The sequence below is a fragment of the Caldicellulosiruptor sp. DIB 104C genome (assembly GCF_028198085.1).
Classification (GTDB): domain Bacteria; phylum Bacillota; class Thermoanaerobacteria; order Caldicellulosiruptorales; family Caldicellulosiruptoraceae; genus Caldicellulosiruptor; species Caldicellulosiruptor saccharolyticus.
In genome coordinates, this window is the sequence record NZ_CP116337.1 from 2084231 (window position 1) to 2109074 (window position 24844).

At 37.5% G+C, this 24844-nt stretch carries 22 protein-coding genes, 4 tRNA genes and 1 pseudogene; 2 read left to right on the plus strand and 25 right to left on the minus strand.

The features are described from left to right. Positions 1-3: 3 nt before the first annotated feature. The 11 genes from PGC14_RS10285 to PGC14_RS10335 form a co-directional block, all read right to left on the minus strand. The gene (locus PGC14_RS10285; RefSeq protein WP_039764993.1) at positions 4-819 is read right to left on the minus strand and encodes a sugar phosphate isomerase/epimerase family protein; all 816 of its coding nucleotides are present in this window, start codon (positions 817-819) and stop codon (positions 4-6) included. Between the two features lie 190 nt (positions 820-1009). Then, the gene (locus PGC14_RS10290) at positions 1010-1360 is read right to left on the minus strand and encodes a rod-binding protein (protein WP_039764995.1); all 351 of its coding nucleotides are present in this window, start codon (positions 1358-1360) and stop codon (positions 1010-1012) included. 24 nt (positions 1361-1384) lie between these two features. After that, positions 1385-2188, minus strand: a complete 804-nt coding sequence (flgG, locus tag PGC14_RS10295) for a flagellar basal-body rod protein FlgG (protein WP_039764998.1) — start codon at positions 2186-2188, stop codon at positions 1385-1387. A 55-nt stretch (positions 2189-2243) separates the two neighbouring features. Continuing rightward, positions 2244-3017 carry a flagellar basal-body rod protein FlgF gene (gene flgF / locus PGC14_RS10300; protein WP_039765000.1) on the minus strand — a complete coding sequence of 258 codons (774 nt, stop codon included), beginning with the start codon at positions 3015-3017 and terminating at the stop codon, positions 2244-2246. 19 nt (positions 3018-3036) lie between these two features. After that, positions 3037-4056: a rod shape-determining protein gene (locus tag PGC14_RS10305; protein WP_271628859.1), complete on the minus strand. Its 1020-nt coding sequence runs from the start codon at positions 4054-4056 to the stop codon at positions 3037-3039. 156 nt (positions 4057-4212) lie between these two features. After that, positions 4213-5631, minus strand: a complete 1419-nt coding sequence (locus tag PGC14_RS10310; RefSeq protein ID WP_039765005.1) for a S41 family peptidase — start codon at positions 5629-5631, stop codon at positions 4213-4215. 44 nt (positions 5632-5675) lie between these two features. Then, the gene (locus tag PGC14_RS10315; RefSeq protein ID WP_422653042.1) at positions 5676-7115 is read right to left on the minus strand and encodes an S-layer homology domain-containing protein; all 1440 of its coding nucleotides are present in this window, start codon (positions 7113-7115) and stop codon (positions 5676-5678) included. 57 nt (positions 7116-7172) lie between these two features. After that, on the minus strand, positions 7173-10193 hold the full coding sequence (locus PGC14_RS10320) for an S-layer homology domain-containing protein (RefSeq protein ID WP_422653027.1): 3021 nt from the start codon (positions 10191-10193) through the stop codon (positions 7173-7175). 41 nt (positions 10194-10234) lie between these two features. Next, complete coding sequence (dusB, locus tag PGC14_RS10325; protein ID WP_271628862.1) at positions 10235-11221, minus strand: tRNA dihydrouridine synthase DusB; 987 nt, start codon at positions 11219-11221, stop codon at positions 10235-10237. A 132-nt stretch (positions 11222-11353) separates the two neighbouring features. Next, positions 11354-12052: a TraX family protein gene (locus tag PGC14_RS10330; RefSeq protein WP_271628863.1), complete on the minus strand. Its 699-nt coding sequence runs from the start codon at positions 12050-12052 to the stop codon at positions 11354-11356. A gap of 183 nt (positions 12053-12235) precedes the next feature. Beyond that, positions 12236-14548: a glycoside hydrolase family 3 N-terminal domain-containing protein gene (locus PGC14_RS10335; RefSeq protein WP_271628864.1), complete on the minus strand. Its 2313-nt coding sequence runs from the start codon at positions 14546-14548 to the stop codon at positions 12236-12238. A 306-nt stretch (positions 14549-14854) separates the two neighbouring features. Here PGC14_RS10335 and PGC14_RS10340 point away from each other — a divergent pair, with 306 nt between their 5' ends. Beyond that, the gene (locus tag PGC14_RS10340) at positions 14855-15484 is read left to right on the plus strand and encodes a hypothetical protein (RefSeq protein ID WP_237738193.1); all 630 of its coding nucleotides are present in this window, start codon (positions 14855-14857) and stop codon (positions 15482-15484) included. Between the two features lie 125 nt (positions 15485-15609). Here the strand turns inward: PGC14_RS10340 and tnpB are convergent, their stop codons facing one another. The 10 genes and pseudogenes from tnpB to PGC14_RS10385 all read right to left on the minus strand — a co-directional run bounded on the left by tnpB (position 15610) and on the right by PGC14_RS10385 (position 23560). Further along, on the minus strand, positions 15610-16788 hold the full coding sequence (gene tnpB, locus PGC14_RS10345; protein WP_039765017.1) for an IS200/IS605 family element RNA-guided endonuclease TnpB: 1179 nt from the start codon (positions 16786-16788) through the stop codon (positions 15610-15612). After that, positions 16785-17089: pseudogene (locus PGC14_RS10350) on the minus strand (transposase). The gene tnpB and the pseudogene PGC14_RS10350 overlap by 4 nt, the downstream one beginning before the upstream one ends. Positions 17090-17279: 190 nt before the next feature. Then, complete coding sequence (locus PGC14_RS13265) at positions 17280-17441, minus strand: response regulator transcription factor (protein WP_083931441.1); 162 nt, start codon at positions 17439-17441, stop codon at positions 17280-17282. Then, entirely contained in the window at positions 17435-17623 is a 189-nt protein-coding gene (locus PGC14_RS10355; RefSeq protein WP_202804050.1) for a response regulator transcription factor, read from the minus strand. Before PGC14_RS10355 ends, PGC14_RS13265 begins: the two co-directional genes overlap by 7 nt. Before the next feature lie 242 nt (positions 17624-17865). Beyond that, positions 17866-18327 (minus strand): HD domain-containing protein, encoded by a 462-nt coding sequence (locus PGC14_RS10360; protein ID WP_307742515.1) that lies wholly within the window; start codon positions 18325-18327, stop codon positions 17866-17868. A 114-nt stretch (positions 18328-18441) separates the two neighbouring features. Next, positions 18442-19197: a hypothetical protein gene (locus PGC14_RS10365; RefSeq protein WP_039765025.1), complete on the minus strand. Its 756-nt coding sequence runs from the start codon at positions 19195-19197 to the stop codon at positions 18442-18444. Between the two features lies 1 nt (position 19198). Next, on the minus strand, positions 19199-20467 hold the full coding sequence (locus PGC14_RS10370; protein ID WP_271628866.1) for an NAD(P)/FAD-dependent oxidoreductase: 1269 nt from the start codon (positions 20465-20467) through the stop codon (positions 19199-19201). Positions 20468-20488: 21 nt separating this feature from the next. Next, entirely contained in the window at positions 20489-20956 is a 468-nt protein-coding gene (locus PGC14_RS10375) for a 4Fe-4S dicluster domain-containing protein (protein ID WP_271628867.1), read from the minus strand. Between the two features lie 4 nt (positions 20957-20960). Then, on the minus strand, positions 20961-22469 hold the full coding sequence (locus PGC14_RS10380; protein WP_011916151.1) for a glutamate synthase-related protein: 1509 nt from the start codon (positions 22467-22469) through the stop codon (positions 20961-20963). Next, positions 22466-23560 carry a class II glutamine amidotransferase gene (locus PGC14_RS10385; protein WP_039765031.1) on the minus strand — a complete coding sequence of 365 codons (1095 nt, stop codon included), beginning with the start codon at positions 23558-23560 and terminating at the stop codon, positions 22466-22468. Before PGC14_RS10385 ends, PGC14_RS10380 begins: the two co-directional genes overlap by 4 nt. Before the next feature lie 349 nt (positions 23561-23909). On the opposite strand from PGC14_RS10385, the gene PGC14_RS10390 reads away from it, so the two are divergent. Beyond that, a complete protein-coding gene (locus PGC14_RS10390; protein WP_011916124.1) occupies positions 23910-24233 on the plus strand; it encodes a cupin domain-containing protein in 324 nt (107 codons plus the stop codon). 235 nt (positions 24234-24468) lie between these two features. Here the strand turns inward: PGC14_RS10390 and PGC14_RS10395 are convergent. The 4 genes from PGC14_RS10395 to PGC14_RS10410 form a co-directional block, all read right to left on the minus strand. Next, positions 24469-24545 (minus strand) — tRNA-Arg (locus tag PGC14_RS10395). 9 nt (positions 24546-24554) lie between these two features. Then, positions 24555-24630: transfer RNA gene (locus PGC14_RS10400), tRNA-Lys, on the minus strand. A gap of 26 nt (positions 24631-24656) precedes the next feature. Further along, positions 24657-24732: transfer RNA gene (locus PGC14_RS10405), tRNA-Thr, on the minus strand. Positions 24733-24749: 17 nt separating this feature from the next. Next, positions 24750-24834: transfer RNA gene (locus PGC14_RS10410), tRNA-Tyr, on the minus strand. Between the last annotated feature and the right edge of the window lie 10 nt (positions 24835-24844).

A 24844-nucleotide genomic window follows, 5' to 3' on the forward strand; every position in this document is an offset into this window, starting at 1 on the left:
TTTTTAAACCTCTCCTTCCTCATCTATAATCTTTTTAATCGCTCTAAAAGCTTTTGCAAAGTTTTCAGGTCCACCACCAGGAAGGTTATTGTTAAGATGAGGCTCTATCGACAAAAAACCACAAAAACCTCTCCTCTTTAGTGCAGCTATCACGTCTTTTATCCTTCCATCACCTTCACCTGCAACTGTGACACTCCCGTCTGAAAATTTTGCATCTTTTACATGCACGTACTCAATATAATCCTTTAAAAGCTCAAATGCGTGAGGATAGACCTCTACTTTGCACTGAACAAAATTTGCCGGGTCAAATGTTGCTCTCAAATTTGGTGAGTTGATTGTGGAGAGGATTTTAAAACACCTTTCGGCATTGCTTCCATATATCTCCTTTTCGTTCTCGTGAAGAAGAACAAGATTTTCTCTCTTAGCAATCTCGGTAAACTTTGAAATCCTCTCTATGACGACATCTGTATACTTTTCTTCTTCACCCTCTGGAACATAAAACGAAAAGATGCGTATGTACCTTGTCTCAAGGATGTGGGCAAGCTCAACGATGTGCTTGAAAAGCTCAAGATACTTTTCAAAGTCGCAGTTTACATCAACCTTGCCGATTGGAGACCCTATTGCTGAAACCTTTATACCACTGTCTTTTAACTTTTTTAAAACCTCCTTTGCTTCATTTTCAGTATAGTCAGCAACGCTTTTGCCATTTGCAGAACGAAACTCTAAATATTCAATACCATGTCTTTGCAAAACTTCTATTTGCTCATCTAAATTGCTTGCTATCTCATCTCCAAATGCTGAGAATATAAATTTATACACTTTCTTTTGCGCCCCCTTGTTTAAATTCCATTTTGCACAAATCCCAACTAAAATGTCAAAATGAAAACGGTTAAAAAATTGGGATTAAGAAAAATTTTTTGCTTTTGTGTGTTTTTAAATATATTTTACACCTATTAGTTTCAATTTTCAACAAAGCAAAAAAATAAACCGGCAAAATTGCCGGCTGTTTTTATTCCCCTTTGAATTTATATTCATTTTCAATCTTTTTTATCATCGAATCATACAAAAGCTTGGAAAGACCAATTCCACCTTGTTTTGAAGCCTTTTTTGAAACCTCGTCAACAAACATGTCGTTAAAAATATCATCTGCAATACTTTCTTGAAAAAGACCACCTTTGGGAATTGACTTTTGCATCTGCTTAAAAATGGCCGACAACATGACAGCTTCAAATTCCTCACAAGCCTCTTTTAGCTTTTGTTCGTCTTTCTCAGAATACGCTTTTTCAAGCCTGTCTATTACAGAATTATCTATCGACTTCTGATAACCTGCCTGAATATTAAAACTCATTATCCCATTCATTGATAACTACCTGCCTCTATTCTTTTATCTCTTCAGGTTGTTTGCCATAGAGAGCATATCGTCAGCTGTTTGGATAGCCTTGGAATTGATCTCATACGCTCTTTGGGCAATAATAAGCTTTACCATCTCATCAACAACCTGAACGTTTGACATCTCGAGGAATCCTTGAAGTATTCTGCTCTTTGGACCTTCTATCTCCTCTTCAGAAACAGGGTCGCCAGATGCAGCAGAGACGTTATATAAGTTCTTGCCTTCTGCCAAAAGTCCTTGAGGATTTATAAACCTTACTATCTTGATTTTAAATCCTGAATCCTGGATTTGACCTTCTGCGTCCTTGTAAGTTATCCTTCCTGTTTCATCTATTGTGATACTTGATATTGCAGTTTCCGGAAGAACAATCTCTGTGTCGCCCTCTGCCAAGACAGGATATCCATCTGAGGTCACAAGTTTTATCTGTCCTTCAACGTTGGAAACCTTGAAACTTCCATCCCTTGTATACCTTGGACCATTAGGGGTTGATACCACAAAAAATCCTTCCCCCTGAATTGCCAAATCAAGCGGGTTTTCAGTCCTCTCCAAGTTACCTTCTGAAAAGCTCTTTGTGATAGCAGATATTGTCACACCATGACCTATTTGGAGACTTACAGGCTTCCCATCACCTGCAACAACATCTGCTCGCGACAAAGTCTCATACAAAAGGTCTTTAAACTCTGCTTTGTCTTTTTTGAAAGCTGTTGTGTTCACATTTGCAAGGTTGTTGGATATGATATCAACATTTGTCTGCTGCGCTTTCATACCCAGGGCAGCAGAATAAAGAGCTCTCATCATCTTATTTCCTTTCCTCCTTTTACCTCTCTAATTCTTCTTACAAGTTACATTTTGACTACTTTCTCGCAATCTCATTCACAGCCTTCTGCAAAGTCTCATCCTGTGCAATAAAAGCCTTTTGGTTAGCCTCATACGCTCTCAAAACATTTATCATATTGACCATCTCTTGGACAGAATTTACATTTGACCCTTCCAAATATCCTTGTAAAACCCTTCCACTAAAAGCTATCTGCTGACTTTGTGCATCTGCTTCAAAAAGATTATTGCCGATTTTACGCAAAAGAGTTTTGTCTTGGAAATCGACAAGTCTCAAACGGTCAACAAATCTGCCGTCTTGATAGATGTTACCCTGCTCATCAATCCTGATTTGTCCCTGATTTTGCAGTACAATCCTTCCGTTTTGTCCAAGGACACGAAAACCTTCAAGTGTCACAAGCTCACCATTTGAATTTAGTGTAAATGCACCATTTCTTGTATAGTAAACCTGAACTTGACCTGTTTGAGGATCAACTTTTTCTACAGCAAAAAATCCACTTCCTCTTATCGCCAAGTTCAAAGGTTCGTCTGTCTTTATGTAAAGCCCCTGAGAAAAATCGCTAACAATCCTTGAAACGTCTGCTCCGAGTGACATATACCCAATTGCATTGTCAATACTATTTGAAGAGTCATCGTATATCCTGTAGGTCATCATCCTTCTAAAGCTTTCAACCTGGGCAATATCTCTTTTAAACCCAGTTGTACTCACATTTGCAATATTGTTAGCAGTTAAATCCATGAGTTTTTGGTTTAGAATCATCCCTGATGCAGATGTGTAAATTCCTCTAATCATTTTATAAAATCCCCTTTTTTTACCTTACTCTTGAGTCCTTTATCAAACTTGATTCCAGTTGATCAAGTGCTTCTAACGCCTTTCCTGTACCCAGCGCAACACATGAAATTGGGTCATCTGCAATTCTGGTTGGAATACCTGTCTTTTCAGAAATCAGCTTGTCCAAACCCCATAAAAGACTTCCCCCACCTGTCATAACAATCCCTGTCGATGTAATATCAGCTGCAAGCTCAGGTGGCGTGTTCTCAAGTACTCTGTGAACAGCTTCAATTATAGCCGACACTGGTTCTTCTAAGGCCTGCAACATCTCGTCTGATGTGACAATAATTGTCTTTGGAAGACCAGTAAGAAGGCTTCTTCCACGGACCTCCATAGATTCTACCTTTGGTTTTTTGTAAGCACATCCTATGTTTATCTTGAGTTCTTCTGCTGTTCTTTCACCAATTGCAACACTGTGCTTCTTTCTTATATATCGGATAATTGCCTCGTCAAATTTATCCCCTGCAACTTTAATTGACTCACTCACAACCGCTCCACCAAGCGAAATTACTGCAATGTCTGTTGTACCCCCACCAATGTCTATTACCATACATCCCATCGGCCTTGAAATATCAAGACCTGCACCAATTGCTGCTGCAATTGGCTCTTCAATCAAGAATGTCTGCTTTGCTCCTGCTTCATATGTAGCATCCAAAACAGCCCTTTTTTCAACCTCTGTTACACCTGATGGGACACACACAACAACCCTCGGCTTGAAAAATACACGCCTGCCAAGCACTTTCCCAAGAAAATACTTTAACATTGCTTCTGTCACTTCATAGTCTGATATAACACCATCTCTGAGTGGCCTTACCGCCACAATGTTTCCAGGAGTTCTTCCTATCATTCGCCTTGCTTCTTCCCCAACTGCTAAAATCTGTTTCCTTGTCTGCTCTATTGCAACAACAGACGGTTCTCTCAAAACTATACCCTTGCCCTTGACATACACCAAAACTGTTGCTGTTCCCAAATCGATTCCTATATCTGTTCCAAATGCCATATTGAGACCTATCCTTTCCTCTCTTTATTTTTGTTATATTACCTTAACAATATTTTAATTTTTAATTTAGATATTTTCAATCAATTTTATTAACAAATTTCAAAATCAAAAAAGGGACCTTCTCAGGATTCTGCCAAAGAAGGTCCCTTTCCATTTTTACTTTCCTTGCTTAAAGTACTGAATAGCTCTTTGTAGCTGCTTGTCAACATACTTTGACTTTAAAAACTCCGTAAACCTTTCATTTAACTTCTTTTGAGTTGTTATATCAAGTACTCCATTTGGTGAAAGTTTATTATCTTTTTGGAACTTCTTGAGTGCATTCACAGTCGCATCGTCCATTTTTCCAGTCCAGCTACCCAAATACCTCAAATAATAAAGTCTTTGCTGAGCAGCAAGTACTTCAAAATCCATATCGCCTTTTTTGTATTTCTTAGTTGCTGTTAAAGCCAAAATCTTGTCAGGTCCAAACTGGGAAAGCGAATCATCCTGCACCTCAATATTTGGTATAACACCTTTGCCATCTACATAGTACCCAGACGGTGATTTATACTTAGCAACTGTAACCTTTGCCATATACCCTTTTTTAGTAGCTGTTTCGGGAAGCGAGATTAGTGTCTGGACTGTCCCTTTGCCGTATGTCTTTGTACCAATCACAACACCAACCTTCCTGTCTTTAATAGCTTGGGCAAATATCTCAGAGGCAGAAGCACTTGATTCATTTGTCAAAACAGCAAGTTTGTATTTTGGATTTTTATTCTTTGATTTATACTCATCCTTGAAGGTATTGTATTCAATTGTTACAATTGGTCCCTCTGGTACAAAGAACTCACAAATCTTTACAACCTCATCCAAAAGCCCACCGGGATTGTTTCGTACATCAAATATGATATTTCTAATTCCCTTTTTGTCAAACTCATCAAGAGCCCTCTTGACTTCATTTGACGCACCTTGTGAAAACTGTGTAAGTTTAATATAACCGATATTATTTTCTAACACCTTGTACTCAACAACAGGAATCTTTATCTTTCTTCTTACAATAGAAAATCTGTAAGTTTTGCCATCTCGCAAGATGTCAATCACAACAGTTGTTCCCTCTTGCCCGCGAATAAGCTTTACAGCATCATCTGTTGTCTTGCCAACAAGAGATTTCCCATCTGCTGCAATGATTTTATCACCAACCTTTAATCCTGCCTCTTTTGCTGGCGTTCCATCAAACACACCAGTTATCACAATATAATCATCTTGTTTTTCTATCTGAACACCTATTCCAGAAAACTCCCCATTCACACTCTCTGTAAAGTCTTTAGCCTCTTGTGGTTTCATATATTCTGAGTACTTGTCAAGGCTCTTGAAAAGTCCTGCAAACATCATGTCAATCAAATCATCATAGCTGTACTTTCCAATATGATAAACCTTGGCAACTTGCAGCACTTTTTTGATATAGTCCATTTGCTGATCTGTGGGATAGTCATTTGAGATTATAAAAAACTGAGAATATACAGGAATTGCAACAAATAAAGACAATGCAATTACAATTGCAATAATTTTGAGAAAAAGTTTCTTGTTTTTGCTCATTTTACACCTTTACCTCCATTAATATATTGTTTTTATCTTCTTTTTTAATCAGTGTGAAAAATGCTCATGTTAAGATACTGCTGTGGAAGATCATTTCTAAGATAGTTAATAAGATTAAATATGATATTAGCAGCAACACCTTTTGTAAGCCTTTCCTGGGGCATGAACATATTCTCTTCAGTACCTGCCATAATTCCTGTGTCTTTTAAAACCTGAGCAGCATCTTTTGCCCATGTGGGAATGCTGCTATCGTCTAAATAGCTTGTCTGTGTTATGGGCTGAGTTATCTTTTTGTCAAAACCTATTACTCTTGAAATTACCAAAGCTGCTTCAGCTCTTGTTATATAGTCTTCAGGTTTGAAATAATCATCGGACTTCCCTTTCATAAGTCCGGCTTTTGTAATTGCATATATATACCCATAATACTTGTGATTTAGCGGAACATCCTTGTAGATTGATTTTTTCTGAACTGTTCGCGGGTTGTAATAGTTACTATAAATGTTCAGCGTGTCAAGTAAAAGCTTTGCAAATTGAGCTCTTGTAATATACTCTGTTGGAACAAAATCATCTTTGTTGTCAAAACCATTGAAGGCAAAACATGTATTTACCGCCTCTTCATATTCATATCCTTTTACCTTGGGCAGGCTTGGAATAACAGCCATTCTGATGATTGGAGACTTCTCAATGTTTTTTTGAATCTTACCCTTGTTTCGCTTTGTCAAGACCTCACCGTTTTTGGTAAATGTAGGCATGTCATAGGTTATGTCAAGGTTACCCTCTACTTTAGATTTTAGAACATATGTACCGGTGATACTTGATGGTGTATCGTTCTTTTTAAATTCTAACAGCGTTTTTTGTACAAGTGCGATGTTAAAGTTTGCAACGCCAAACCATGAAGGTGTTTCAATAGTCTGTTTTACTTTTTGAAATTCACCACTCCCCCAGTACCCATCATATCCATAGTTTTCACCTTCAATCGAAATCTTCAAACCTCCATCATATGTTTTGATAAGATTCCACTCACCTTGATAGAAGTTCACAGCAGGGTTTGTATCTACTGCTGTTGATTTTGAAAATGAATAGTTTTGAAGGTTATAAACAGCCCCACCAACTGTCAGTGTCTCTTTGTAGCTGCTCAACGTATACTCCTTTGTTATACTACCATTTGGAAGTTTTGTCAAGCTCCCTTTGAAACTAACCGTCCTCTTTACTGTAATCTTGCCTGTTGAGTCCTTTAAATCATATGAGTAAGAAATTGTCTCAGACTTTCCAGCAGCTCTAATTTTTGCATCAAGTGTTCCAGAAAGCAAAACAGGTTGGCCCGTCACAAAAGTGTATTCGTAATAATCTATTTTGGTCTTCTTCGGGTCAGATTCCTTGTAGGAAGATATTCCACCTTCATAACCTAAATACCCTTCTTCAGAAAATGCCATTTTAATGGGACCAAGAAAAATACTTGCAATGACAATTAATAAAGCAAGAATCCTTTTCTTCAAAAGTTATGCCCCCTTTTAAAACTGCTCAAAAAACCTTAAAGTTTTTTAGTAATTAATTATAACAATAGATGGCTCTACTACTCCTTTAGAAATGTTAAAGCTGGTTTGAGGCACAAGCAAGATCACTTCATCCCCATACTGCGGTGGCTGCGATGTAATATCACCTGAACTATTTATCAAAATTGCATTTGCCGGATCTAAAACAAGGCTTGTGTTTATCTTATTCCAGGTTTTTGTAACCATATCATGGTACTGCGGATTTAAAACTTGTCCATTTTTACCAATTGTCCCTATAACTATATACCCACCAAAACTTGCATCAATAATGGACTTTGCGTACTTTCCATCATGAATAACATACACACTTTTGTTTATAAGCCCTAAAATATCCTTTGGATTATTTATGCCATATACATCACAGTATACTGTCTGGGTGTCGTATGAAAGCACAAGCGGGGTTGAAACAAATTGCCAGCCATTTTGTTTGTCAAGGTATACAAAGTTTTTAAGCTTAATATATTCAAGCTCGCTAATCTCTGAAACTTCGCCTCTTACTATAATAGGTTTTGAAACTGCTTCTTTGTATTTTGCAACAACAAGGTTTTTCCCATCAGATACAGCTATAATCTCATCCCCAACTTTTGGAGCTGTATTTGAAAGAAGTCCATTTTCAACAATGTATGAGTTTTGGTTGAAGTTTAATTGCTCACCAGATAGCGTAATGGTACCTGACTTAACATTTGTCACTTCACCTTGCAGTTGAGAAAACCACCCTTTTGAAAGAGCAAAGACTGTAGCTACAGTCTCTTGCGAAAACCTATCCTTTGTAATTACCACTACAGAGAAATTCTGTAAAATGGGTGTGCTTTTTTGTTTTATACCATCTACAATAAACAGTGCGTCAGATGGTATTTTAAATGTCTTGTAGTCATACAACCTTTCAAACTGGTTGTTTCGCAAAATAGAAATATCTGACAAATACAAAATATTACCGATTGTAGTTGCTTTTGCAATATAGATATTCTTTACATAATCATTTGTAGATATTTCAATCTTTTTGATATTTGCTGAGGCTCCAAAAAAGGACCCGGTGACTTTTACATACTGACCTTGAACCAAATCCTTAAGACTTCCTTTTGAGTTACTTTTTACAACCTCAACATCGCTACTCAGTTCATAAGGTCCATATACTTTGCCATTAATATTAAGATATATCTTCTCAGGCATTTTTGTAATCGGATTTCTCTGGATATTTTCGATTTTAGCAATCTTTGGCTGGAGATTTGAGCTTGCAGTGATACTTCTAACAAAATCGCCATTAAAATAAAGATATACTATATCGCCCTTCGAAAGACTGTCAGGTGAAGTGGTTTTACCATCTTTTATAACCTTTAGTCCCATTTTTTTAGAAAACCTGTAGCTTTTTCTGACACCGTCTTGATTGTAAATTTCAATATAACTTAAGTTTGTATCAATCTCATAAAGTATACCACCGACTATATCCTCAGCTCTCTCATCATAGGTTGTGCTGATATACTGAGCAAACCCACCATACTCTCCAACTAAAACCTTCATGCCTTGATAAAAATCATTTTTTGTAAGTCCTCTTGTAAAATCTCCTTTGTCAATATAAGCTGTATCAGGGGATAGCAAAAACGACATTAGCTTCCCGTTTGAGTTAATAACAATTCTGTCATTTGAGATCTGAGAAATAACACCTTCCACTCTGCTGATGTCTTGGTCTTGATAAGACAAAACCTCAATGTTATCTGCTCTGTTCTTTTTTGCAACTACTACAGCAATATTTCCAACTGACAAATCTGAAAGATTTATAGCTTTTGAAGCTCTTGTATCGTAAATTATAGCCTTGGGATTTACTAAAAGATCATAGGCCTTGCCATCTGGCATTTTTATTTGAATTGTATTCTTTTTTACATCAATCTTCGTAATGACACCTTTCAATGTCACTGTTCCTGCTTTGGATAAAACCTCACCCAATACAACCTGACCCTTGTCATTTACATAAAGGTCAATATAGTCCCCTTGTTGCAATGAAGAGGACAAACCTGCACCAGAGTCTGTTAGAACAACAAAATCTTGTTTCCCTGGAATTGTAGTTATTTCTATATCATTTCCATTGTCGTCTTCAAAGTTGTACACAGTCTTATCAGAATATCTTTGAATATTTTTTAACTCAGCAGACATTTCTTTAAGATTGTTCGCCTTTACAATGTAATCTTTAAGATTATACAAAATGAAACTTAGCTCCTCATATGTTATATAGTCATCAGGATGAAGATAACCATCAGTCCTTCCGATTAAGCTTCCGTTTTTAAGAAGAGTATTTATTGAAGATAAAAACTTACTATCAATCTTATCATAGTCAGGGTAGGTTTTGGCTAAGTTTTCGTAGCTTTGCGGTATTTTGAATGTTAACACAACCCAGCGGGCAACTTCCTGACGTGTGGCAGGTGCCGACCTTACAAAAATCAGGTCATCATATGAATATGGCCTACCTTCATAGATAGCTCTTGAAACAATTTCGTTGTTCTTTTTGATAAGATCATCTGTCATCTTTTCATGGTCTTTTTGACTTGGCCGTACCTGTGACATTGCATCTTGATATTCTTTTTTGGAAATTACTTTCAGGTCATATGCAAGTTGTATATATCCTAAATAAAGGTAGTTGTATGGTACCACAAGCTTTGTGCCAGATACTCTTTTTGATTCTAACTTTTCTGCTCTCAAGAAGGCATCTTGCTGTTTTCCTGCACTGTTTAAAATTATCGAAAGTGCTTCTTCTTTTGTAAGTATATCAGATGGTTTTATATTTTCCTTGTTTGTCGAATTTAGAAATCCCAGCGCTGCTAAAAACAAAAGTCCCTTTTTGGATACTGGATTCTGAGGAAGCTGTAGTATCTCGGTATTTTTAATCATCTTGGAATAATCGGCAACAGTTGTGTATTCAATAGCCTGTTGAGCCCATGCAGGTGTAAAAAGGCTTAATGCAAACACCAAAATTATCAATAAAGATAAAAACGGATTTTTCCTTCTCAACTTGTCCACCTTCTCATTTTCATTATGTCAAAAAAGATTTTAAAAAAATTCTATAAAATATTATCGACCTTTTTTAATTTCTGTTCAAGCTCGGCCTTCAGCTGTTCAAGATACGAAATCAAAATCTCTGCATTATCAATCCTGTTAATTTTATCTCTAATTTTGGCTGCATTTTCTATCCCTTTTATAAAAAAACTAAGATGCTTTCTTGCCTCAAGCACTGCCATCTTCTCGCTTTTTTCAGTGCATAGCTGCCTGAAAAATTCAATTGCAACTTTGATTTTCTCATGAGGTAAGACTCTTGTTGTAACCTGCCCGTTTTCAAATCCCTCTTTTATCTGAAGAAATACCCAAGGGTTCCCAAGAGCTGCTCTTCCTATCATGATGCTATCTGCTTCTGTTATTTCATACGCTTTTTTTGCTGACTCAAAATCCACTATATCGCCGTTGGCAACAACCGGAATTTTAACCTTTTCCTTTACCATTTTTACTATCTCCCAGTCAGCCTTCCCTGAATACATCTGTGTGCGTGTCCTGCCATGGACTGTTATAAAACTTGCACCACTTTCTTGCATGATATAGGCAAACTCTGGTGCATTTATATTCTCCTCATCAAACCCTTTTCGTATCTTGACAGACACAGGTTTTCTGCTCACTCTGGTAACCTTTTCAACTATCTTTGCTGCCAAAGAAGGATTTTTCATCAGCGCACTTCCTTCACCGCTTTTTACAACTTTTGGAACAGGGCAGCCCATGTTTATGTCAACAAAATCGTACTCAAATTCATCCTGAATAATTTTGACCGCTTCAGCCATTACATGTGGGTCGCTTCCAAAAATTTGAACACCTTTTATCTTTTCATCTTCAGAAAACGAAATTAGTTCTTTTGTCTTTTGGCTTCCCATTGCGATCGCCTTTGCACTCACCATCTCAGTTACGGTAACATCTGCACCAAACCTGCTGCAAAGGCTTCTAAATACCTTGTCTGTAAACCCTGCCATTGGTGCTAAGAAGAGTTTTCCTTTGATGTTTAGCATTCTGGCTTATTGCTCCCTTCAAAAAGGCTTTTTATAATACAATCTCTCTCTTGTTTTAATTTGTCTTTACTTATCATAATCTTATCACATTTTTTAAACATTCAAAATTACAAATCTTTGAAAATTCCCATCTTAAAATATCTTTCCTATCACAACAAGAAGCAGCATGTGAACAGGGTAAAACCAGTAGAAAAAGTATTTGTTTAGCCTTAGTTCAAATTCAACTGGTAGCATTCTAATTAGTAAAATCAGGACTACAGATATTATTGAATAAAACTGGACAGGCCAGCCAATAAGGTGTACTTCAAACCACGTAAGGATACAAAATCCTATCAGTTGCAAAAGCGGCATATCAAAGGATAAGTAAAAAATTAGAATTGACAAAACACCATATATTCCATAGTCCATAGGAACAAAATAAGAGATTGCAAGTGGAATTATAACAAGAAAATACCATCTCTTCTGAATAAAAAATAAAGCTACAGCTGCAAAGAAGAATGTAGCAATTACATTTAGCTCGTATGGGTCCCCTGTCATAAGACTAAACGGAATCTGTGAAACCAGCGCAAATATGAAAAGTCTTTTTAAATACCTCTTAGGATTTGATGTAAACTTAAAACCAGCTGCTACCTGAAAAGCAAAGATAGGAAATGCAATTCGTCCAACTATTCTAAAAAGTACTCTATTGGGAAAATACAAATAACCTATGTGGTCAATTAGCATAGAAGCAGCAGCAATGAGCTTTAAAAGATTGGACTTAGATTTTGTAAGCTTTTTTGACATAAGCATAAACAAAGGTAGTGTATTTAAATTTGAAATTATTTTTTCCACAAATAACTCTCCCTTCAAATTAAAATAAGGTAATTAATTGTATATTTCTACTTTACGAGACTAAAATCCTTTTTAAATATTGTTTACTACCTTAAAGAAATTGTTGCTATAAAAAAATGAGGCTGCCACACTCCCTTTTAATTCAGAAAAGTGCAGCAACCTCGTTTTTTTGAACTTCAAATATTATTCGCACCAAACTTTGCTAAAGTAGTGTTTAAGCTCTTTTGCATCCTTCTTGCTTCCCACTATTTCAAAAGTTCCTGTAAACTTAATGTCCTCTGATGATGCACCTATCATAACCTCAACAACTCCAGGTGTCACTACCCTGTTCATATCATAGTCATAGAACGCAAACAAGTCTGGATAGAGTTCAAATACAACATTCTTCTTCTCACCCGGTTTTAGATGAACTCTCTTGTAGCCTTTTAGCTCTTTGATAGGTCTGGTTACCAAATACTCTTCCTTTCTTGTGTAAAGCTGTACAATCTCGTCTCCTTCGTATTTTCCTGTGTTCTCAATTTCAACAGATATTTTTATGCTCTCGTCCATGCCAATCTTTTCTTTTTCAATAGCAAAGTTTTTGTACTCAAAAGTGGTATATGAAAGCCCATAGCCAAATGGCAAAAGCGGTTTTGTTGACATCTCAACATAATCCCCATGCCAACAAGACTTTCCACCAGATGGTTTGTGTCCATAGTAAACTGGAACCTGACCAACATCTCGTGGGAATGAAATTGCAAGTTTACCACCTGGGTTGTAATCCCCAAACAGAACATCTGCAATAGCATTTGCACCTTCCTCACCTGGGAACCATGCCTCAAGCACAGCTTTGACATTTTCCATAATCCAGTCAAGTGCAACCGGTCTACCATTTACTAAAACCACAACTGTGTTTGGATTTACGCTTACAATTTCTTTTACTAAATCCTCTTGAACGCCAGGCAGTCTTAAAGATGCTCTGTCTCTTGACTCGCCAGATGTACAGTCAAGTCTTAAACCTGCCTTGTCGCCAACAACCAAAATTACCGCATCTGCGTCCGCTGCTGCTTTTTTTGCTTCCTCAAATCCTGACCTATCTTGTGAATTCACATCGCAACCTTTTGCATACACAACTTCAGTATTGCTTGAAACCTTGTCCTTTATCGCTTCAAAAATAGACTTCATGTTGATTACGTTTCTAACAAACTCTTCTTCGTTGCCAACTCCTTTGTCTTCTTTGATGAAGAACATCTCAAGTGTTGCTATATGAGCAGGGTATGAATAGTCACCCAAAAGATTTCTCACAGAATTTGCATTTGGACCAATTACTGCAATCTTCTTTGAATCCTTTGAAAGTGGCAGGAAATTGTCGTTCTTCAAAAGTACCATAGACTCTTGTGCAACTCTTCTTGAAAGCTGTCTCTGTTCTTTGTTATCAAATAGCTCTACAATACCATCAGTTTTGATATATGGATTGTCAAAAAGCCCAAGTCTGAACTTCATCTCTAAAACTCTTTTTACTGCTGCATCAACCAAAGTCATGTCAAATTTGCCTTCTTTTAAAGCTTTTATAAATTCTTCTGTGAAACATTCAATCTTTGGAAGCTCAATGTCAAGCCCTGCCCAAAGTGAAAGTGCTGCTGCCTCTTCATAAGTCTTTACAGACTTGTGATAATCTAAGAGGTTCCTCACACCACTGTAGTCTGAAACATATATTCCGTCAAATCCCCATTCATTTCTTGCTATATCGGTAAGTAATTTTCTGTTAGCATGGCACGGAATCCCGTCAATCTCGTGATATGCAGGCATGATGGACTTCAAGTCCGCAACTTTTACTGCAACCTCAAATGGATAAAGATATACCTCTCTCAGCTCTCTTTCTGGAATGTGGACAGGTGCCCAGTTCATTCCACCTTCTGACATTGCATACCCAACAAAGTGTTTTCCTGTTGCAACAATTCCTTCTTTTATATCATCACCTTGCAACCCTTTTACATAGCTTACTGCCATATTTGCAACAAGGTATGGGTCTTCTCCAAAAGTTTCTTCAACCCTTCCCCAGCGTGCATCTCTTGCAACATCAATCAGCGGTGCTAAAGCTTGATGCGCACCTACCGCCTTCATCTGTGTTCTTATCACTTTTGCAAGTTCTTCAACAATTTCATTGTCAAATGTGCAGGCAACGCCTATGCTCTGTGGAAAAACAGTTGCACCTTTCGCCATAAAGCCCGAGCAAGATTCTTCATGTATCATTGCAGGAATCCCAAGTCGTGTGTTTTCAATCAAGAACTTTTGAATCTCGTTTGCAGTCTTTGCTGCCTCTTGTGGTGACAGATTGCTCGCACCTGCCAGCCTTGTAATCTGCCCAATTCCGTGTGGTATCTTTTCTTTTGCTTTTTGTGGTGAGAATTTGTCATTCTCCAAAATATCTTGTATAAGAATGCTTGTGAGTTGATACACCTTTTCTTCAATTGTCATCTTCTGCAAAAGATCAATCACTTTCTTTTCAATTGACACTTTTTAAAACACCTCCAATTTTTTGGATTTTAAAAGGTTTAAAAAAATGTGCTGGGGGTAGATACCAAATAAAATCAAACAAAATTGAATTTAGAAAACGGTTTCAAACAAACTAAAAATTAAATGTAACTTCTTAAAAGTTACATTATCACACTCTACAATGTGTGCATATTTATTATATCAGTTCTAGTAAACAACTTCAATAAGAAATTGACATGCAAAAATAGGAATTGAAATATTTTCTACTGGATGTTATAATTCTTTGAGAAAATTTACAAATTATCTACGTAAGGGAGGAAATTAACCATGAGAAAGAAAATTGCCTCAGTATTATCCATTCTTCTTTCAATTTGCCTTTTAACAATTTCGTATCAAGCTTCTATTGTAATTGCCCAGACTAAAACAACAGTACCTAATGTTTCTTTAAGAGATGCTTTAGATAATTTAAATAAAGCCTCCAAAATAAGGTATAAACAAAAAACCGTAATAAATCCCGAAAACTATGAACTTGGACTATTGAGCTATCAGGAAGAACTGATTTTAGATAGGAAAAACAATCAAATCTATATCATTTCTCAAACAGATGATACTATATATTTTGTTAAGGATAAAAAGCTTTACATTAAAAGTCCAGCAGACTCTCTTATTTTCTGTGAAGTTCCAGAAAATAGCCAGATGTATAAGTTATTTTTTGCTTCTTCGGGGCTGTCTGAGATAAATCCAGTTTTTGAAAAAAGAGAAAAAAAGATTTATGAGCTTGTTTTAAAACAAAAAACAGTAATTAACGAAACTTATCTGAATATTCGCAACACAAAAATCCCTGTGTACAAGGTCAAGGTCCAAATACCTGCTAAATATTTTGAAGGTATAATGAAAGAGTATCTAAAGTCGTACTCCCTTGAAAGATTAAAGATTCTAAATCCTAAATATTCGTGAAGCCACCCACGACTGAAGTCGCGGGCTTCCTGCTTCATTGACCGGGCTTGCTACTGGGGATACCCCAGCAGTAGAGGTCCAGTCTCCACAGACATTGCCTTGAATTGGCTCGGACCGCCCCAGCCCTACCTGCTATTCTCGACAGCTACAGTAATACCCAGTTGTAACAACCCCTGCTTCAGTATGTTTCTGGCTGCGTTCTCATCCCTATCATGTACTACTCCACAACCTGGACATTGCCATGTCCTTATTTTTAAGTCCTTTAGCGCTTCATTTCTATATCCACAATTGCTGCAAATCTGGGATGAGGGAAAATTTGATGGTACCTTTAGAAATATCCTGTTATACCTCTTCGATTTGTATTCCAGCATCTCCACAAATTTTGACCATGATACATCCATAATACTCTTTGCCAAATGATGATGCCTCACAAGATTTTTTACTTTTAAGTCTTCACAAATTATTGCTTGGTTTTCGCAAATAATCTGTGAAGACCATTTGTGCAGAAAATCTATCCTGATATTTGCTACCTTTTCATACAGTTTTGCAAGTTTCTTTCTTGTTTTCTCAAAGTTATTGCTACCAACCTTCTTTCTCGAAAGTTCTCTCTGTACTTTTTTTATTTTTCTTTCGTACTTTGCAAGGATTTTAGGATTTTCGACATGTCTGCCACTGCTGTCTACAAAGAAGTCTTTGACTCCAAGGTCTAAAGCAATCGCAAAGTTTGGTGGTGTCTCATTTATCTTCGGGTTTTCTATTTTGTCCTGTTCTATCGTTATAGATACATAATACTTCCCGGTTGGGAACAGTTTTATAGTTGCTGTTTTAATTTTGCCGTCAAAAGTTCTGTGAATTCTTGCTTTTACCCAGCCGAGTTTGGGAAGTTTTATTCTACCCCAGCAGCGGTTTAGTTTGGTATTGTTAGCTAATCTCCCAAAGTCCACTTGAATATTGTTGTTTGTGAAGTTTGTTGTGTATGAAAAGTAGTGCGATTTCTTTCTCTTAAACTTTGGATATTTAGCTTGTATTCTGAAAAATCTTTTAAATGCTTGTTCAAGATTCTTAATTTCGTTCTCAAGTGCAAACTTGTCCACTTCCTTAAGCCATGGATACTCTCTTTTGAGATGTTGCTGCAGTTGTCTTATCCATGTAAAAGCATTTGGTGATTTCTTCTGTTCTTGATAAACTTCTTTCTGGTACGCAAGAAAATAATTCCATATAAATCTGACACAACCAAAGGTTTTCTTCAGTTGTCTTTCCTGTTCTTTCGTGGGGTATAGCCTGTATCTGTATGTGATTATCATTTGAAATACTTCTCCTTTTGAGAATTAATATACTCTCTTATTTGCTCTTCAGTATTTTCACTCACTGTTGCAACAAAGTATGAAGGATTCCATAAATGTCCGCCCCAGAGTTTAGTTTATGGCCCTGATTTGTTTCCATTGCTATTATTTCAAACCCCTGTTCTTTTGCTATCTCAAAAAGTATTTCTTTTAATTTTGTATCTATTTCTCCCTGCAGAATTTTATGACTGTATTTTACACACCAAACTATATGGTACTGAATGGAATATACATATCCCCTTCCATGGTGAACTGCTGCCATTTTGTGTCATTTCCTTTGCATATATTATAATATATGCAAAGGAGATTAACAAGCATCTATTGTAGTTTTATCTAATATTGCAATTACATAATGATAACGCCTTTACTCATGTCTGAAGACACAAGTAGACAGGCGTTAACCTTATCAATATTGAGGTAAAAGAATTAACCTCTTAGAAATTACGCGAGCTCTATTTAAGATTTTTATAATAAAGCACTGCAAGCTGAGTTCTGTTCTCCAAGTTTAATTTTTCTAACATAACCGACATGTAATTTCTCACTGTGCCCTCTGTTAAAAAGAGGGCTTTTGCTATTTCCTTATTTGGAAAGCCTTCTGTAACAAGCTTTATAATCTCTTTTCCCTATCAGTTAAATCAAACTTTTCTAAGCAGGACTTCTTGCTTTTTTCACTTAAAAAAGGTGGCAAGACCTTTGCAATCTCTTTGTCAAGCATAAGCCTGCTTTGTAAAATTGCATTGATTGACTCTGCTAAGTTTTCAGAAGAGCTACTTTTTGGTTGGTATATAATATCCATCTGCACCGCAAGAAAATGCTTGTTTGATAAACTCATCACTTTTGAATGTTGTAAAATTATCACCCTCAGGAAATTTATATACACTTTGCTTGAAAGGACATATACGCCCTAAAAGAAACAACCCCACTAAAGGGCAAAAAATATCTTTCTTTCATCAGTACAACATTTTCTATTTTCTTCAACGTCAACACACACTTTTGTTGTTGACCGTGCTGCCAAACTACTGCTTTAAAGCTTTCCCCTCACACCTCAAACATAGTTTTAAGAAGTGCTGTGCCTGTTTTTGTCTTAAAGTATTTTTCCTTGACCTGCTTTATAGCGTCTTTTGACATTCCATCCTCGTAGATATTTACAATAAAATCAGCCTCAACTAAAATCTGAAAGTCTATGTCATCTATCTTGTGGTATGAATGATGATTACCAATTAAAAAAAGAACCCTTTCTAATGTCTTTTTGTCTATATCAAAGCCATCTAAAATACTTTTTGCAACCTCTGGTCCTTCTATTTCTTGAAGATGCCCAGCAGTAGAACCATACTTTTGTTCACAAACCTTTATACCAATGTCATGAAGTATAGCTGCTATCTCTAAAATCTGCTGTTTACTATCATCTAACCCTTCCATTTTCCCAATCAGCCTTGCAAATGATAATACCTTTATTGCATGGTTTATTCTTCGCACGTCCGTTTTAAAGTATTTTATCATTTCAAATAAAATCTTTTCAATATCCAAAAGCAAAACCCCCTCTTTTGAGAAAAATAATATAAAGCGGCCAATGGCAAAAACAAAATTACCACTGGCCACCTAAAAAATTTTTTATTAATAAGCATAGAGCTTTCCGTAAGGACGCTTGTTGTATGGAATTAGCTTATAAAACGGCTTTGACATTATAAACTCTTTGCTGTAGCCAAAGTATTTTACAAACTCTGTTACGTACTTGTCTATAAACTTGTAATCTTCTTCCTCCATATCAACTATCTTCACTTCTTTTCCCAGCTGATACGGCTGAAGCTGGCCTCTTAAATACATGACTCCGCCGTGCATACCAGTTCCACAATAAAGCCCTGTTATCTCCTCATCTTCCTTTAAAGTAAGGCCAAGTACAATAATCCTTCCACCTGCCATGTACTCACCCAAAAAATCTCCCGCCTTACCCCCGACAACAAGTACAGGTACTTTGTCCATATACTCTTTCATGTGAATTCCAACTCTGTATCCAACATCACCTTTAATAAATATCTCGCCACCGCGCATACCATAGCCTATAATATCCCCTGCTGAGCCATGAACTATGATTTTGCCCGCGTTCATGGTATTGCCAATACCGTCTTGACCGTTTGCAAAAACCTCTATTGTAAGCCCGTTCATAAAGGCTGCCATATCATTGCCAGGGGTGCCATAGATGTTAAGTTTTCTGTCTGGGAAAGTTAGCCCATCACCTATATAGCGTTGACCGTTTACGTTTATCAAATCTATCTGTTTATACCCCTCATTTAGGGCATTTTCAATCATCTCATTGAGTTCTTTGTAGTGTATACCCTTTGCATCTATTGTAAGTTTACCTTTATCTGCCATTTTAAGCTTTTGCACCCCCTAAAATCTTCTCTTGCCTCAGCTCTTTTGGCAAATCTAAGTATCCAAAATCATCGTCAAGGAGTCTGTGCTTTATGCTCTCAACATTTAAGCCCTCTTTTATCATGTTTGTTATCATACCAGCTCTGTCAATTGAGTTTATAAACATAAACCCTAAAACACGACCGTTTTTGATGTAAATCTTTCTATAGCTATTTTTTTCCTTATCATGCTTTACAAGAACCTCTATATCATCTGAGTTTGGCATAACAATTCCTGCTGTTATCATATGCACATCAAAAAATCCTATAGAGTTCATTGGGAAGCCTCTGTCAAATGTCTTTTCAACTCCTACCATATTATAACCTGCCGTCTCGCCCTGATTGTACGCATTTGGCCAAATAGGAATTACTCTTTGCTGCTGATAGACGCAGTCATACCCCTCTGCGCAGTCACCTGCTGCATATACATCTTCAATGTTTGTCCTCATATGATCATCTACAACAATTCCACGGTTGATTTTGAGCTCTGTCCCTTTCAAAAAGTCAATGTTTGGAACAACACCTATGGCAAACACAACTATGTCGGTATCTAAAACCTCACCATTTTTCAGCTTTACTTTTTCAACCTTGCCATCCCCAATTATCTCATCAACAGATGTTTCAAGCTTAAAAACAATCCCGTGTTTTTCCAGTTCATCCTGAACTATCTTTGATGCCTCTAAATCCAAGATAGAGCCCAAAATCCTGTTTGCAAGCTCAACAACTGTAACCTCTAAGCCCCTTTTGATAAGCGCCTCTGCTGCTTTAAGACCAGAAAGTCCCGCACCAATAACCATTGCCTTTTTTGCACCATTCTTGATAGCCACATCTATGGCCTTTACATCGTCAAACTTGATAAATGTAAAGACATTTTTTAGTTCAAATCCTTTTGTAGGTGGCACGAAAGGCTTCCCACCTGTTGCAATAAGGAGCTTATCGTATTTTACTTTACTTCCATCATCCAGCACAACCTCTTTGTTTTTAAAATCAACCGAAACTGCTCTTTTGCCAAGGATTGCTTCTACCTTGTTTTTTTCATAATAATCCTCATCCCTTATATACATCTTGTTCTCGTCAACTTTTCCACCAAGATAGTATGAAATAAGCGGTCTTGAATACACCCTGTACTTTTCATCTGAGATTACAACAATAGGGTTTTGGAGATCTACTTTTCTTATCGCCTCAATACAGCCACAGGCTGCAACAGAGTTTCCTATTATAACATATCTCATCTTGCTTCATTTCCCCCTTTTTTACACCTCTTTGATTACAAGTGCCTCGTTCGGGCAGTTCTTGACGCACGCAGGCTCCCCAAGTTCTAAGCACAAATCACACTTGGATGCTGCTTTTTTGTTCTCCCCACGCCTTACTGCCCCGTGCGGACATGCCATTATACACGACCAGCAGCCGACACACTTTTCCTCATCGCAAATGACTCTTCCGTCTTCAAGCTTTTTCATAGCACCTGTGATACAAGCTTTAGTGCAGGGGGCATCGTCGCAATGTCTGCATTGCAGTGCAAAGGTTGTCCACTCACCACTTTTTTCCTCAACTAAAATCCTTGGAGTTGGTTTTGAATCCCTATGTTTGTTGTAAAGTTTTACAAGCTCATGGGCCTTCACAGTTGGCTTTTTGTATTTAGAATGGGCATACACACAGTAGACCTCGCACAAATGGCAGCCCACACACACCTCTTCTTTTGGAAATATCTTCTTTGCCACCTTTTTAGACCCCCTCTCCTGCATGCTTCACACCTAAGATCTCCATCTCTTTTTCTGTAAGTCCTACTGCTCGAAGCATAAGTCTATTTCCTCTCAAGCTCTCCAAAGCATTTATCCCCATCAGACCCAGCATCTCTTTTATCTCATGAGCCCATGCACGAAGCAAGTTTGCTGCTCTTCTTGCACCAATCTCTGGATTTAGTCTTTTTACCAAAACAGGGTCCTGTGTTGCAATACCCCAGTTGCACTTTCCAGTGTGGCACTTTTGGCAAACGTGGCACCCCAAGGAAATTAGCGCTGCTGTTCCAATGAAAACAGCATCAGCACCAAGTGCAATGGCTTTTACAACATCTGCGCTGTTTCTGATTGAACCTGCAACAATGATTGACACCTGATTTCTAATTCCTTCTTCTCTAAGTCTTGAGTCCACCGCTGCCAAAGCCAGCTCAATAGGTATACCAACATTATCTCTTATTCTAAGCGGTGCTGCACCTGTTCCGCCTCTGACACCGTCTATTGTGATAAAGTCAGCGCCAGCTCTTGCAATACCAGAGGCAATTGCTGCAACGTTGTGAACTGCTGCAATCTTGACACCAACTGGTTTTGTGTAGTTTGTTGCCTCTTTTAGCGCAAAAATGAGCTGTCTTAAGTCTTCAATTGAATAAATATCATGGTGTGGTGCTGGTGAGATTGCATCAGAACCAATTGGAATCATCCTTGTTCTTGATACCTCTTCACCAACCTTCTCACCAGGAAGGTGCCCGCCAATCCCCGGTTTTGCACCCTGACCTATCTTTATCTCAATTGCCGCACCTGCATTCAAATAGTCAACATCAACTCCAAATCTTCCTGATGCGCACTGAACTATTGCTCTTTCTTTGTACTTGTAAAGCTTTTGATGAAGGCCACCTTCACCTGTATTCCAGTATGTTCCTACCTCAACTGCTGCTGCCGCCAAAGACTCGCAAGCATTGAGTGAAATAGAGCCAAACGACATCGCAGAAAACATAATAGGTACTTCTAACTCAAGCTGTGGCGGAAGTTTGGTTTTAAGATTACCATTTTCATCAAACTCAAGCTTGTCAGGTTTTCTGCCAATAAAGGTTTTAAGCTCCATCGGCTCTCTCAGCGGGTCAATTGACGGATTTGTAACTTGGCTTGCGTTTATTAAGAGTCTATCCCAGTAAATTGGTATTGGCTTGTCATTTCCCATACCAGTTAAAAGTATCCCGCCTGTTTCTGCTTGTTTGTATATTTCATTTATATAAGAAGGTAGCCAGTTTGCATTCTCTTTGAATGCATTTTCTGTCTTTTTGATTGTCAGCGCCTTTGTTGGGCACATTACAACACATCTGTGGCATGCAACACACTTTGAAGAATCTGCAACCACTCTGTCTTCTTCTTCATCATATTCATGAACTTCGTTTGCGCACTGTCTCACACATACTTTACAGCGAATACACTTTAGCTCGTCCCTTACGACCTCAAATTCGTTTTCATATAGCGAAATCATACTATCACCCCTTCGTCCAAAGTAACATAAACAGCTTCGCCACCCTTTGGCATCCAGACCTTTTCTGGATCCTTGCAAATCTCTCTAATAGCCGACTCTTCTGATGCAACATACACAAAATCGCCTTTTTGTGCTGCAACCAGCGGTCTTAGCTTTATCCTATCATTTAATGCTAATATTCCGTTTGAGAAACCTAAAATGATAGAAAATGGTCCATTTACAAGGCATGATTGATAAACTATCCTGATAGCTCTCAGCTTATCTCTTTCTTGTTCGCTTTGCCTGTCGATCACACTCCAAAACGGCGCTGCTAACGCTTTTGTTGCAATCTCAACAGGAAGTCTGTGCCTTCTTAGAAGAAGGTCAAAAAGATATGCCATGACCTCGGTGTCTGTCCTGAGTGTACATTTGTATCCAAACATCTCTAAGTACCTATAATTTGTGCCATATGACGAAATCTCGCCATTGTGGACAATTGACCAGTCAAGCAGCGTAAACGGATGCGCACCGCCCCACCAACCAGGTGTGTTTGTCGGAAATCTTGAGTGCGCTGTCCAGATGTATGCTTTGTACTCATCAATTCTGAAAAACTCGCCTATGTCCTCGGGATATCCAACTCCTTTGAATGCCCCCATGTTCTTACCGCTTGAAAAGACATATGCACCATCAATCTGGCTGTTTATGAACATAACACTGTCCACCACAAAGTCCTCTTCTGTTTTTTCTGTGTCTCTCAACCTTTTTTCAAGAGGTTTTACAAAATATCGCCAAACAATTGGAGCGTTCTGAATACTTGAAACCTTTCTTGTTGGAATTACTTCACTTTCTAATATCTCAAAGTTCTGGTTTAAAAAGTGCTCCGTATCTTCTTTTGCCTTTATATCATCAAAAAATAGATGAAAAGCATACCAGTCTTTCCTGTCAGGATAGATTCCATAAGCTGCAAACCCACCACCAAGTCCATTCCCTCTCTCTTTCATAATTGCAATGGAATTTATAATGTCTGTGCCAGAAACCCTCACACCTTTTTTGTTAATAAACCCAGAAATAGCACAACCTGATGGAATCCTAACTTGCCCTTCTCTTAACAATTTTTATACCTCCTGTATATAAATTGAAATTTTATTTACATTTCTTCTCTTTTTTGATAAAATCTTAATATATTTTGCATTCAAAGAACAACAATAATACATGTATACAATGTGTTAAATTTAATTATAGCAGCAAATTCTTAAACAATCAATAATAAATTGAGGTGAATTTTTTGCTTCTTGCAAGTTGAGAATAAAAAACTTGCAATTTTGGTACAGAACTTGCAAAACATTGGGTGTTAAAATAAAAAACAAAAAATTTTGAATATATCTTCTAATTGCAATGATTATAAGTTAGAATTTAAGTATAACATACTGAAGAGAAAAAATGAATTTTTGAGGTGAGAAAATGCCAAAACGAAACATAAACGAGCAGCCATTATTGTTTGGTGACCCAGGATTTTCCTCGTGGGGAATTGCTTATTATAAAAAAGGACAAAAAAACATTGTAGAAAGACATACACACGACTGTGATGAGTACTATTTTGTACTCGAAGGAAAACTGAAAGTGATTTCAGAAGATAAGGAATACATACTTGAAAAAGGTGACATGCTCTGGACAAGGATGGGTGATTTTCATGAAATTGTAGAAGCTTTAGAGGACACAACAATGTTTTGGCTGGAAGGTCCTCTTATGGGCAAAAGGCGAAAAGGCCATCAGTATGAGCTATGAAAAAAAACATGAGCTGCCACAACTAAAGAGGTATAAATATTTCATTTTCGTTTAAGTTTATTATAATGCTGTAAATTAAATCACGTATTTTAGCAAACAAAATATAAAGGGTAACTGCACCTACGATAGCAGAGCAGTTACCCTAAATTTTTGCAGTCTCTTAGATAGCTGAAAGATAATCATCAAATAAAATGTTTATAATACTATTCCAACCATCAAAACTCTCAAAAACAAATGGCGCGCCCAAGAGGATTCGAACCCCTGACCTACGGATTAGAAGTCCGTTGCTCTATCCAGCTGAGCTATGGGCGCGCATTTAAATGGTGCGCCATTAGGGACTCGAACCCCAGACCCGCTGATTAAGAGTCAGCTGCTCTACCAACTGAGCTAATGGCGCACCTGTTATTTTTTTATTAAATTAAATGGAGCTGGCGATGGGACTCGAACCCGCAACCTGCCGATTACAAGTCGGCTGCTCTACCGATTGAGCTACGCCAGCACCATTTTTAGCCTTAGTGGTGGAGGGGGTTGGATTCGAACCAACGAAGCCTGCGGCAACAGATTTACAGTCTGCCCCCTTTGACCACTTGGGTACCCCTCCATTTTTTACT